This is a genomic window from Streptococcus porci DSM 23759 (assembly GCF_000423765.1).
Taxonomy (GTDB): Bacteria; Bacillota; Bacilli; order Lactobacillales; family Streptococcaceae; genus Streptococcus; species Streptococcus porci.
In genome coordinates this window covers 1-12,501 of the sequence record NZ_AUIP01000027.1, presented here as the reverse complement: position 1 = coordinate 12,501, position 12,501 = coordinate 1, and the positions used below count along the sequence as shown (strand labels likewise).

The following is a 12,501-nucleotide window of genomic DNA, read 5'->3' as shown; positions in this document are numbered from 1 at the left end:
TTAGTCCAAAATAAAACAATTTACTTATTTTGACTATTGAACTCAAAATATTTTTCATCAAATACCTTGATAGGCTTGACAAATGGTAGAAAAAAGCGCCTCGCGGCGCTTCCTAAATAGCTTATTTCACTTTAGCTGTTGACGTGATTACTTCAACAGCTTTTTTCATTGCGATGTCGTGGCGAAGCATATCTGCTGAAAGGAGTGAACGAACTTGTTCCACTTCCATGTTGTACTCAGCTGCAAGGTCAGCGATTTCTTTTTCGATGTCTGCATCTGACACTTCAAAACCTTCTGCTTTAGCGATTGCTTCGATAACGAGGTTGGTTTTCACTCGTTTGTCAGCATCAGCTTCGTATTGAGCGTGAAGATCCTCTTGAGTTGTTCCTGTAATTTGGAAGTACATCTCTGGTGAAATACCTTGACGTTGCATATTGCCCATGAACTCATTCATAGCGCGGTGAACTTCATCATGAACCATTTCATCTGGCAGTTCAACGATTTCTGCGTTTGCTACGGCAAGTTCAATCGCTGCTCCCTCAACCGCATCGTCAAATGCGATTTCTTTAGCTGCTTCAAGCTCTTTGCGGTATTTAGCTTTCAATTCGTCAAGTGTTTCAACTTCTTCGTCAATGTCTTTTGCAAGCTCATCGTCAAGTGCCGGAACTTCTTTAACTTTAACTTCATTGATTGTTGTGACAAAAAGTGCTTCTTTACCAGCCAAGTCTTCTGCATGGTATTCAGTTGGGAAAGTCACGTTAACGTTAACCGTTTCACCTGCCTTAGCACCAACAAGTTGTTCTTCAAAGCCTGGGATAAATTGACCTGAACCAAGTTCAAGTGAGTGGTTTTCACCTTTTCCACCATCAAATTCAACGCCATCCACTGAACCAACAAAGTCGATAACAACAGTATCGCCAGTTTCAGCAGCGCCATCTTTAACAGCTAACTCAGCCAAGTTATTGCGCTCGCGCTCAACTTTAGCATCAACTTCTTCATCAGTAACTTCTTTAGAAACTTCCACTTCAACTGCAAGGTCTTTGTAGTCACCAAGTTTTACTTCTGGTTTTGTCACAACTTCAGCAGTGATTGTCCAGTCTTGACCTTTTTCCATTGAAGTCACATCAATTTTCGGTTGAGCTACCACATCAAGACCGAGTTCAGCAACTGCTGCCTCGTAAGCTGATGGAAGAAGTGCGTTCAGAGCGTCTTCATAGAGGGCTTCCTCACCAAATTTTTGGTTGAAAACTGGACGTGGCATGTGGCCTTTGCGGAATCCAGGAACGTTCAAATCTTTTTTAATACGGTTGAATACTTTGTCAAGAGCTGGTTTGATATCCTCTTGACTAATTGTAAATGTGATGACACCACGGTTTGTCGCAGTGTTTTCAAATGATACTGACATGTCGTCATTTCTCCTTAAAAAATGTTATACAGCTTAGTTTATCATATTTTATGAGTTTTTTAAAGTTTTTTACGCTACTTTTTGGTAAACTAGAAGCATGAAAATCATTGAAAAATACCTTGCCTCCTGGCACCTGGATACGCTTGGGGATAAAGTCATATCCCTGATACTCTTATTAATTCTGTTTGTTGTAGCTAAGAAGCTCTGCCATTTTGCTTTTACCCATACGGTTGAAAAATCGCTGGCGCTGTCTCAAACAAAGCCTGCCCGCCAAAAAACTTTAATTAAGCTCATGAACAGCGCCCTAGACTACACCTTATATTTTATTCTCATTTATTGGATATTGACGATTATTGGTGTGCCTGTGTCAAGTCTTCTTGCGGGGGCTGGAATTGCTGGAGTAGCTATAGGGCTGGGGGCACAAGGCTTTTTATCAGATGTCCTCAACGGCTTTTTCATCCTCCTAGAAAATCAGTTTGATGTCGGGGAAACTGTTGAAATTGGTAGTATCATCGGTAATATTTCTAATGTCGGTATTCGTACCACTCAAATCAGAGGATTTGACGGGACTCTGCATTTTATTCCTAATCGTAACATCACTATCGTTAGCAATAAATCCCGCGGAGATATGCGGGTGCAAATTGATTTACCCATTTTTGCACATAGCAATTTAGAACAAATTGGTCAAATCATTAAATCGATTAACGATGAACAGCTAGAAAAATATCCTGAGATTGTTGGTACCCCTACTATTCTTGGGCCACGTACGCTACCTAATGGGCAGTTGATTTATCGAGTAGATATTTTTGTTCAAAATGGTCAGCAAAATCATATCTATTCTCGTTTCTTCCGACTTTATCAAGAGGGGCTGGTCAGAGCTGGAATTACCTTGCCAACAGCAAATACATTTAGCCCCGCACAAAAATAATCATAAAAAGGTTTAGAAGAGGCTTTCACTCTACTCTAAACCTTTTAGTTGTCACTTTTTCAATATTTTTGAACTAATTTTTCCTAATCTCATCTTCGTGATAGAGGGCACGCGCACCGCCAATGAGTTTAGGACGACTGGCAAGAGCTGTTACATGAGCTCCTCCGAGTTCTCTTTGGATAGGAATCAGGGGCACTTGAACACGTTTGACATGCATCCCAATTGAGGTATCTCCAATGTCCAGTCCAGCATGAGCAACCACTTCTTCCACTTCAACTGGGTCTGTCATATAGTCAAAAGCCGCCAACTGACCTGAGCCACCCGCATGGAGGCTGGGAAGAACATTGACGATTTCCAAATCCTTTTGTTCAGCAACGTCACGTTCAAGAACCAAGGCACGGTTCAAATGTTCACAACCTTGCACTGCTAAATAGACACCTCGTTGTTTACAGGCCTCTAAAATCGTCTTCACAATGACTTGTCCAATTTCACGACTAGAATTTTTTCCAATCACACCGCCTATAACCTCACTTGAGGACAAACCAAGGACAAAAATTTGTCCTTTTTTGATGGCTGAGCGGTCAAGTATATCTGTAACGATAGCTTTTGTTTGTAGGCTTAATTCCTGTAAATTCATGGCTTAACCACCTTGGAAACTCCAAGATACACCAAGTAACCCCCAAGCATTCCAACCACATTTTGCATGGTGTTGGTTAAGACTTCTGCTGCGGCAGCTCCGACGCCGTTCATAACACTAGATGCTAAGAAGTAAGTTCCAACCATGATGACAGTGGCTAAGAGAAGTCCCAGCGGACGCTTTTTCCCAGAAAAACCAGCCAAGAAGCCCTGAGCTCCGTGTGCAATCAGGCTGATAAACATCCATTGTGGATAACCTGCAATCAAGTCAAAAAGAAAGGCAGAAAGACCACCGACAATAGCTCCCTCACGCTTACCTAGATAAAAGGCTGTGAAAAAGATACCGACATCTAGAAGTGTCGTTACTCCTGTTGGTGTTGGAATTTTGAAGAAAAATCCTAAGACAATGGTTAATGCTGTTAGGATAGCTAGGAGCGTCAACTCTTTGGTTTTAGTTTGTCTCATATTGAACCACCCCGTAATCATCTGATTTTTGAATAGCCTCGTGAACAAAAGACTTAGCGTCACGGACTGCTTCTTGAGCTGACTTACCTGCCACTAAATAGCTTGCAATACTTGAGGCAAAGGTACAACCTGCACCGATATTATTGCGATGAAGCACTGGACTTTCAAGGACAACCAACTCTGTTCCATCGTAGAAAACATCCGTTGCGATAGCATCATCCAAACGGCTCCCCCCTTTAATCACGACATTTTTGGCACCAAGGTCGTAAAGTTTCTTAGCGGCCGCTTTCATATCATCCAAACTTTGGATCTTACTTTGGGTCAAAAGCTCCGCTTCTACCAAATTTGGTGTAATGATGGTGACATGAGGGAAGAACTTCAGAAGCTCATCACGCAGGGCTGAGACTTCAACATCATGTGCCTCCTTACAGACTAGGACAGGGTCAAGAACGACAGGGATATCAGCGTGATTCTTGACAAATTCAAGCGCCTGTTCTGCAATATCCACATTGGGAAGGAGTCCTAGCTTAATTCCTGAGAAAGGAACTTTTTCTACTGACTTAAGTTGGTGAGCAAAAATCTGATTATCCGTCGCAAAGACCTCAAAACCTTTTTCAGTCATAGCTGTTAGACAGGTCACCGCCACAAAGCCATGAAGGCCATTGACCGTGTAGGTGGTTAGGTCAGCATGGAGACCACCACCGCTAAAAATATCATTGCCAGAAAGGGCTAGAATATACTTACTCTTCATAAATAATCTCCTTTAAATAAAGACCATTGCCTGCGGCTGTTGGACCTGCTAGGTTTCGGTCTTGGGATTCTAAAACTGTTTTTATTTGACTGACTGGCATACGACCGTTGCCGATTTTAAGGAGAGTTCCAACCATGTTGCGAACTTGCTTATAGAGAAAACCGTTACCTGAGAAGGTGAAAATCAGAAAATCCGTATGGGGATCTCGCTCCACACTTGCTCTGGTGATGGTGCGTATCTTATCTTGCACACTAGTGCCAGAAGCTGTAAAGCCAGTAAAATCATGGGTCCCCACCAAATCCTTAATAGCTTCCTGCATGCGAGGTAAGTCAATCGGATAGGGATAATGGGTGGCATAATGTCGCATCATGGGGTTCTTAGGACGCCCCGTGTCCACAAGAAATTCGTAGGTCTTGCTGTGCTTATTGTAGCGAGCATGGAAATCCTCTGAGACAATCTCAATCTTGACAATGTCAATATCGTCAGGACACTGAGTATCCAGCCCAAAGCGCAGCTTTTCCACGTCGCGCTCCTGAGGCAAATCAAAGTGAATGACCTGACCGTAGGCATGGACGCCACTATCTGTTCGACCGGCTCCATGAATCGTCACAGCTATGCCACTATTGAGCTTTTGTAAGGTCTTTTCAATCTCTTCCTGAACGCTCCTGGCGTGTGGCTGGCGCTGAAAGCCAGAAAAATCACTACCATCGTATGAAATAATTGCTTTGTATCGTGTCATGAAAGCATTATAACAAGAAAGAAGGCACTAAGCAAACACTCCAGTTATTGTCAGTCTAATCCAACTTATAGTCGAATGAATCAGCTTTCAGACAAGGAACTGAGGTGCAGGCTCTACTAGAGCACGGCAAGCCGAAAGTAACGATCTCTCAAAACTAATTCAGATGACTATAAGACAATTTTTTAAAATGGATAGACATATTCTAGCAAAAACTGGTATCATATAAATAGTCATTTTAATCTTTTTTTAAGATACCAAAAAGGAGTTGTTATGCTGACCTACATTCTTAACGCCAATCAACCCGAGCCTCTCTACCAGCAGCTTTATTTAGCTCTAAAATCTGACATTACCAAATCTCTTTTAAAAGGTCATGAAAAGTTGCCTTCTAAGCGTAAACTGGCTAAACATCTGGGCTTATCTGTCACAACTGTCGATACGGCCTACCAGCAATTGATTGCCGAAGGCTATCTTTACAGCAAGCCCAACAGCGGCTTTTTTGTCTCTGACATTCAGCAAGTCCTACCAGAAACTGACTCCTCAATCAGACCAGTTTTTCACAAAGAGACCAGTCCAGTTTTAAATCAACTGCTACTAACTCCAGCCAAACCTTATCAGCATCAGCAGGATTTTCCCTTTCAGACTTGGAGCAAACTTCTCAAGCAGGTGCTCAATCAAGAACCAGAAAAATTGCTCCAACCCGCTCCTAGCGGAGGAGTTTTGGAACTCAAGGAAGCCATCGCTCAGCACCTCTATGACTTTCGTGGCATGCTAATCTCTCCTCATCAGATTATCATCGGTGCTGGCACCGAGTACCTCTACTCCTTGATTAGCCAGCTTCTCGGTCATCATCGCCACATGGCTGTAGAGGACCCTTCCTACAGTCGCATTAGCAAGGTTTATCAGTCCCACCAGCTTTCTCTGAGTCACCTACCGATCATGCCTGACGGACTGGATGGGGAAGCTTTGGAAAAAAGCGGAGCAGAGATTTTACATATTTCCCCCTCCCACCAATTTCCGACAGGTCAGGTTTTACCTATCAATAAACGCTACCAGCTACTGAGCTGGGCCAGCATGTCAGAGAGTCGCTACATCATCGAAGATGACTATGATAGCGAATTTCGTTTTAAGCACCGTCCTATTCCCAGTCTTAAGGAGATTGATCAGTCAGATAAGGTTATCTACCTAAACACCTTTAGTCGTAGCCTTTTGACCACACTCCGAATTGCCTACATGATTTTACCACAAAAATTATTAGAAGAATTTCAAGATCGACTAGGCTTCTACTCACCCACCGTTTCCAATCTGGAGCAGTACACTTTGGCTCGATTTATCCAGCAGGGCTATTTCGAAAAACACCTTAGTCGCATGCGCCTGACTTACCAGAAAAAGCTGGATCATTGCCATCAACTCATCAAAAAAAGCACCATCCGTGACAAACTGGTCATCAAGGAGGATCATTCTGGCTTACATTTTATCCTTCAGATCAAGACTGAGCAAGACCAAGACCAGTTGATGGACGATTGCCGTGAAAAAGGCTTGGCGCTAAGCCCTTTGACCGCTTATGCTCACGATAAAAGCGCCGTTCCCAAAAATCATTTTGTGATCCAGTACGCTAACATGACTGATGAGGATTTCGAGAACTTGATTAGCATCTTAGAAAGCGAGATTTTGTAAAAAATCTTGCTTTTTTCATAAAGTTGTTGACTTTTAATTGAATATAAATTAAAATGAATAGCATATTTATTCACGAGGGGCGACGGATATGAAACTATCAATTGTTGGAATTACTGGATATAGTGGTCTGGAGCTAATAAGAATTTTGAATCATCATACAAAAGCAACGGTGGTCTCCATTCACGCCACGCAACAAATCGGACAACGATTGTCCGACCTGTACCCCTATTTACTAGGTATCTGCGACTTGAAAATCGAGGACTTTGACAGCAAGGCCATCATGGATAAATCCGATGCAGTCATCTTCGCAACCCCTTCTGGAATTGCTGGCCAGTTAGCCGAGGATTTCTTAGCTCAGGATTTTCCAGTTATTGACCTCTCAGGAGATCACCGTTTGCCTGCTCATACCTACGCTAAATGGTACGGTAAAAATCCTGCCAAGCAAGAATTTATCGATCAGTTTACCTATGGTTTAGCTGAATTCGAGAGTATCAAGGGGCAAAAGTTCATCTCTAACCCTGGTTGCTATGCCACCGCTACCGAATTAGCTTTGATTCCTCTGCTACAAGCCCAGGTCATTGATCCAGCTAACATCATCATTGACGCTAAGTCAGGCTTGACCGGAGCCGGTAAAACCTTATCCCAAAGTAGTCATTTTGTCAATGTGCATGACAATTATGTAACCTACAAACTTAATAAGCACCAACATATTCCTGAAATTGAGCAAACATTGAAAAAAGTCGCTCCTGATTTGGGACCGATTCAATTTTCAACCTCTCTCCTTCCCATCAACCGTGGCATCATGGCAACCTGCTACGTCAAGCTTCGAAAAAACTTGACTCCTGATGATATCATGGCGATTTTTAAAAAAAGCTACGCTGACAAACCTTTTATCCGCCTGCAAAAAGACTTGCCAGAGCTTCACAATGTCATCGGCTCAAACTTCACAGATATCGGCTTTGCTTACAACAAGAAGACCAATGTCTTGACAGTTATCTCTGTGATTGACAATTTGGTTAAAGGAGCCGCAGGACAAGCCATCCAAAACCTGAACTTGATGATGGGCTGGGAGGAAACTGAGGGGTTTCTCATGACTCCAACTTACTTATAACTGACATATTTGAATAAGAGAAAAGGATTGGTACCTCAATCATGAAAGTAATTGATGGAAATATCGCTAGCCCGCTAGGCTTTTCTGCAGATGGGCTACACGCTGGTTTTAAAAAGAGAAATTTAGATTTTGGCTGGATAGTATCGGAAGTTCCAGCTAATGTGGCTGGAGTCTATACAACCAATAAGGTAATTGCCGCACCGCTTCTTGTCACTAAAGAGGCCATTGAGAGCTCTGGACAACTGCAGGCTATTGTCGTTAATTCTGGCAATGCAAATTCTTGTACTGGACAGCAGGGAATGGAAGATGCCCTTACCATGCAAAAATGGGTGGCTGAGAAGTTGAAAATTGTTCCTGAATTAGTAGGAGTTGCTTCAACAGGGGTCATTGGCGAGCTCCTACCTATGGACACTTTGAAAAACGGGCTTTCAAAATTGGTTATCAACGGCAATGCCCACGACTTTGCGACAGCCATTTTGACCACAGATACCTGTCAAAAATCAATCGTCGTTTCTGAGATGTTTGGCAAGGACGAGGTTATTATGGCTGGTGTGGCCAAGGGTTCTGGCATGATTCATCCCAATATGGCGACCATGCTCGCTTTTATCACGACCGATGCCAACATCTCTAGCTCGACCCTGCAACTAGCACTCAGCCAAACAGTGGAAACATCTTTTAACCAAATCACAGTTGATGGAGACACGTCAACCAATGACATGGTAGTAGTTCTAGCCAATGGCTGCACACAAAACAAGGAAATTCTTCCTGACACCCCTGACTTTAATAGCTTCAAGGCCATTCTTGAAGCGGTCATGCAGGACTTAGCCAAAAAAATCGCCAAAGACGGGGAAGGGGCAACTAAGCTGATTCAAGTGGATGTCATCAATGCTCCCAAGGCTCTCGAAGCTCGAATGATTGCAAAATCCGTTGTCGGGTCAAGCCTAGTCAAGACCGCCATCTTTAGTGAAGATCCTAATTGGGGACGTATTTTAGCTGCTGTAGGCTATGCGGGAGTGGATGTTCCCGTTGACAACATTGATATTACTCTTGCTGATATCCCAGTTATGCAAGCTTCCAGCCCTCAGGCGTTTGACCTCGACACTATGTCTGAGGTCATGGCCAAGGATACTATTACCATTACCATTGATCTGCACGCTGGACAGGAAACTGGCACCGCTTGGGGCTGTGATTTATCCTATGATTATGTGAAAATCAACAGTCTTTACAGAACCTAAGGAGCTCCTATGGAAGATATTATCGTGATTAAAATTGGCGGAGTAGCTAGTCAAACCCTCTCTACCGATTTCCTCAATCAAATTCATATCTGGAAGACCAATGGTAAAAAGATTATCATTATCCACGGTGGCGGCTATGCCATCACAGAACTTTTGAAAAAGGCAGAGCTCAAAACCAGTAAAGTTGACGGTCTCCGCCTAACCTCCAAAGAGCACCTTCCTTTCATCGCAGAGGCTCTGCTAGAGCAAGTTGGAGGAGCTATCACAGCTACTTTAGAAAAAGAAGGGCTAAAGCCGCAGCAATTAACTCATGAATTGAAGGACGTCGTCCAAGCAGACTTCCTCAATCAGGAACGTTATGGCTATGTAGGACAAGTCGAAACCATCAACACTAGACTTTTGGAAGAAGTCTTAGAAAATGACCAGATTCCCATCTTAGCCTCTCTAGGTTATTCAGCTAAAAAGGACATGCTCAACATCAATGCTGACTACCTCGCTTCAGCAGTTGCGCAAGCTCTTCAGGCTGAAAAATTAGTGCTCATGACCGATGTCAAAGGGGTACTAGAAGATGGAAAAATATTGGACACACTTCCCATATCACTGGTTGCCGAAAAAATTACAAAAGGCTATATCACCGGAGGCATGATTCCCAAGATCGAATCCGCCCTTCAGTCCCTTCAGGCAGGAGTAGGACAAGTTGTCATTGGCGATAATTTGCTAACTGGAACCATCATCACAGGAGGTTAAGAATGAGTAAACTATTTTCAAATTATAAGCGGGCGCCTATTGAATTTGTAAGGGCAGAAGGTAACTACCTGTTTGACAAAGAAGGAAAAAAATATCTGGACTTCTCCTCAGGCATTGGGGTGACCAATCTAGGCTTTCCACCTCAACTTGTGGCCACCCTTCAAGAACAAGTGGCGCAACTTTGGCACACACCTAACCTCTATCAAAATAGTCTGCAGGAAGAGGTGGCAGAAAAACTAATCGGAGAACTAGACTACCTAGCTTTCTTTGCCAATAGCGGAGCCGAGGCCAACGAAGCCGCCATCAAAATAGCGCGAAAGGCAAGCGGCAAGCAAGAGATTATCAGCTTTCAAAATTCCTTTCACGGGCGTACCTTTGGTTCCATGTCAGCAACCGGTCAGGATAAAATCAAACAAGGATTTGGCCAAGGTGTCCCCCATTTTTCCTATGCCATTTTCAATGACCTTGATAGCGTTAAAGCTCTTGCTACCGAGCAGACTGCTGCTGTCATGCTAGAGCTAATTCAAGGAGAGTCTGGGGTCGTTCCCGCTGACAAAGACTTCATCACTCAACTTGCCGATTTTTGCAAAGAAGCGGGCATTCTCCTGATTATCGACGAGGTTCAGACAGGAATGGGGCGTACCGGTAGCCTTTATGCCTTCCAGCAGTACGGGATTGAGCCTGATATCTTTACCTTAGCTAAAGGGCTGGGCAACGGGGTTCCTGTTGGTGCTATGTTGGCAAAGGCAGAGCTGGGAAAGGCTTTTAATTACGGTAGCCATGGTTCTACTTTTGGTGGTAATATGCTAGCCATGTCAGCTAGCTCGGCTGTGCTTGATATCCTAAAATCACCAGGATTCCTTGACACCGCTAGACAGAATGCACAAGCTCTCTCCTCACAACTCAAAGCAGAGCTCAGTGATAATCCCAAAGTCACCGATATACGTGGACTGGGCTACATGATTGGCATTGAAACGACAGAAAATTTAGCAGACATCGTTCAAAAGGCGCGGGATAAAGGGCTTATTGTTTTAACAGCAGGAACAAATGTGATCCGCCTCTTGCCTCCACTAAGCCTGACAAGCGAAGAAGTGGCGCAGGGAGTTGCTATCCTAAAAGCGTCCTTTCAGTAATGAGAAGGACCTTGCGTAGCTATCAAAAACCTCCTTTGGACTTTCCAAAGGAGGTTGATTGCTTAATAAGTCTGTAGTTTTTTCTCCCAGATACCCTGACCAAAGGCATAGCTAGTTGCGATGAGCCAGTAGATAAGGGCAACGCAGATATAGACAGTCATGTAATCTGATTTAGCTCCACCAACGATTTTGGCCTTGTTAAAAATTTCAGGCACGGTAATCATAGCGGTCAGAGAGGTTGATTTGATCATGTCTAGAAAGACATTGCTGAGTGGTGGCAGAGCGATGCGAAAGGCTTGCGGGATGATAATTTTGCGGTAAATGACCGACCTTGATAAGCCTAGTGATTGCGCAGCTTCCCATTGCCCTATATCAACAGCAGAGAGCGCCGAGCGAATGATTTCTGAGATGTAAGCAGAAGACATGGCGGTAAAGGCGATAATAGAAGATAATATAGGATCCAATTGAATCCCCATGAAGGGTAGCCCAAAATAGATGAAAAAGAGCAAGACCATAAGAGGAACGCCTCGCATGAAAGACACATGCCAAATGGCCAGATAACGCAAGGGGATAAAGCGCGACATACGCATGAGAGCCACAAAAAAGCCACAGAAAATCCCCAAGCCAAAGCCAATCAAAGACAGAGATATGGTATAAGGCAACCCCTCAAGAATAGCGGGAATGGCTTCCATAGCTAATTTGGGGTCAAAAATCGCCTGCCAGTTAATCGACATCATTTCTCCTTTCATCCTATTCGAAAGAGGCTGAGACAAAAGTCCTAGCCTTTTTACATTATTGTAGATAGACGCTTTGGCGCAGTGGTTGATTGGAAATTCTCATCCCTTGCCACACAGTGGATAGCGATCTTCCTAATCAACTGTGCGGAGGTGGAACGACAAAATTGTAAATAAACTCTCTTTTTATCACTTCTATAGGTGCTATCGGACGCCTGCGACTTGTTGATAGCATACCGTAGCTAAGTTTTGAGTCCAAGTCTCAAGCTTCCGAATCACATAAAGGTAGTTTATGCCTCTTTCCACACAGAGGAAGCAGCAACAAGCCTCGCTTGACTCGACATGGTAGAATTTTTTCGTTTATATCATTTAGCAGAGCTACTAAGCAACTGAGAAAGCACTGCTTTGTCTCCTGATAGTAACCATTTGAATTAACTTTGATACACCATCACTTTCGGCTTGCCGCACTCTAGTAGTGCCCGCACCTCTGTTCCTTGACCGAAAACTAATTCATTCGACTATACTAGTCCACATCCACAACTGGTAAGCCTTCTGCATCTTCAGCAGGTACCGTCAAATCTTGTCCTGCATAATACTTTTCAGAGATGGCTTTAAGGGTGCCATCCTCTTTCATTTCTTTGATAACTTTATCTAACTCTTTTTCTACCATTTGTCAAGCCTATCAAGGTATTTGATGAAAAATATTTTGAGTTCAATAGTCAAAATAAGTAAATTGTTTTATTTTGGACTAAAGTTTCGTGTAAAAAGTGTATACAAAAGCAACACCTTATGTTGAAATTTTTTGATAAGGTGTTACAATAATATAGCATAAACAATCTTACTGATTTTGGGTAGAACGATAATCGTAAAGTTTGTTATGCGTTATGAGGTAATACATTGTCCGAATGAGACGATGTATGGAGGCAATCGTGTGTGGCTTCGT

12 protein-coding genes and 1 pseudogene are annotated in these 12,501 nt (G+C 43.3%); 6 read left to right on the top strand and 7 right to left on the bottom strand.

Annotated features, from left to right (window positions below; translation table 11 throughout):
- Positions 1-121: 121 nt before the first annotated feature.
- Positions 122-1,405 carry a trigger factor gene (gene tig / locus G576_RS0109395; RefSeq protein WP_027974386.1) on the bottom strand — a complete coding sequence of 428 codons (1,284 nt, stop codon included), beginning with the start codon at positions 1,403-1,405 and terminating at the stop codon, positions 122-124.
- A 97-nt stretch (positions 1,406-1,502) separates the two neighbouring features.
- Between tig and G576_RS0109390 the strand changes: the two genes are divergently transcribed.
- Positions 1,503-2,333 carry a mechanosensitive ion channel family protein gene (locus tag G576_RS0109390; protein WP_027974385.1) on the top strand — a complete coding sequence of 277 codons (831 nt, stop codon included), beginning with the start codon at positions 1,503-1,505 and terminating at the stop codon, positions 2,331-2,333.
- 73 nt (positions 2,334-2,406) lie between these two features.
- Here the strand turns inward: G576_RS0109390 and G576_RS0109385 are convergent, their stop codons facing one another.
- The 4 genes from G576_RS0109385 to truA are packed head-to-tail and all read right to left on the bottom strand — an operon-like array spanning position 2,407 to position 4,924.
- Positions 2,407-2,970 (bottom strand): TIGR01440 family protein, encoded by a 564-nt coding sequence (locus G576_RS0109385; RefSeq protein WP_027974384.1) that lies wholly within the window; start codon positions 2,968-2,970, stop codon positions 2,407-2,409.
- The gene (locus G576_RS0109380; RefSeq protein WP_027974383.1) at positions 2,967-3,434 is read right to left on the bottom strand and encodes an ECF transporter S component; all 468 of its coding nucleotides are present in this window, start codon (positions 3,432-3,434) and stop codon (positions 2,967-2,969) included. The genes G576_RS0109385 and G576_RS0109380 overlap by 4 nt, the downstream gene beginning before the upstream one ends.
- A complete protein-coding gene (locus G576_RS0109375; RefSeq protein ID WP_027974382.1) occupies positions 3,421-4,185 on the bottom strand; it encodes a bifunctional hydroxymethylpyrimidine kinase/phosphomethylpyrimidine kinase in 765 nt (254 codons plus the stop codon). Before G576_RS0109375 ends, G576_RS0109380 begins: the two co-directional genes overlap by 14 nt.
- Positions 4,175-4,924 (bottom strand): tRNA pseudouridine(38-40) synthase TruA, encoded by a 750-nt coding sequence (gene truA, locus G576_RS0109370; protein WP_027974381.1) that lies wholly within the window; start codon positions 4,922-4,924, stop codon positions 4,175-4,177. Before truA ends, G576_RS0109375 begins: the two co-directional genes overlap by 11 nt.
- A 270-nt stretch (positions 4,925-5,194) precedes the next feature.
- Between truA and pdxR the strand changes: the two genes are divergently transcribed.
- The 5 genes from pdxR (at position 5,195) to G576_RS0109345 (ending at position 10,824) form a co-directional block, all read left to right on the top strand.
- Complete coding sequence (pdxR, locus tag G576_RS0109365; RefSeq protein WP_027974380.1) at positions 5,195-6,598, top strand: MocR-like pyridoxine biosynthesis transcription factor PdxR; 1,404 nt, start codon at positions 5,195-5,197, stop codon at positions 6,596-6,598.
- A gap of 88 nt (positions 6,599-6,686) precedes the next feature.
- Positions 6,687-7,709 (top strand): N-acetyl-gamma-glutamyl-phosphate reductase, encoded by a 1,023-nt coding sequence (gene argC / locus G576_RS0109360; protein WP_027974379.1) that lies wholly within the window; start codon positions 6,687-6,689, stop codon positions 7,707-7,709.
- A gap of 41 nt (positions 7,710-7,750) precedes the next feature.
- Positions 7,751-8,944, top strand: coding sequence for a bifunctional glutamate N-acetyltransferase/amino-acid acetyltransferase ArgJ (argJ, locus tag G576_RS0109355; protein WP_027974378.1), 1,194 nt, complete (start codon positions 7,751-7,753; stop codon positions 8,942-8,944).
- Between the two features lie 9 nt (positions 8,945-8,953).
- Positions 8,954-9,691, top strand: a complete 738-nt coding sequence (argB, locus tag G576_RS0109350; protein WP_027974377.1) for an acetylglutamate kinase — start codon at positions 8,954-8,956, stop codon at positions 9,689-9,691.
- Positions 9,692-9,693: 2 nt separating this feature from the next.
- Complete coding sequence (locus G576_RS0109345) at positions 9,694-10,824, top strand: acetylornithine transaminase (RefSeq protein ID WP_027974376.1); 1,131 nt, start codon at positions 9,694-9,696, stop codon at positions 10,822-10,824.
- 62 nt (positions 10,825-10,886) lie between these two features.
- Here G576_RS0109345 and G576_RS0109340 read toward each other — a convergent pair whose 3' ends face one another.
- Together G576_RS0109340 and G576_RS13375 are read right to left on the bottom strand one after the other, a co-directional pair.
- Positions 10,887-11,558, bottom strand: a complete 672-nt coding sequence (locus G576_RS0109340; protein ID WP_027974375.1) for an amino acid ABC transporter permease — start codon at positions 11,556-11,558, stop codon at positions 10,887-10,889.
- A gap of 523 nt (positions 11,559-12,081) precedes the next feature.
- A pseudogene (locus tag G576_RS13375) lies at positions 12,082-12,192 on the bottom strand (transporter substrate-binding domain-containing protein); the annotation flags it as partial.
- Positions 12,193-12,501 lie beyond the last annotated feature (309 nt).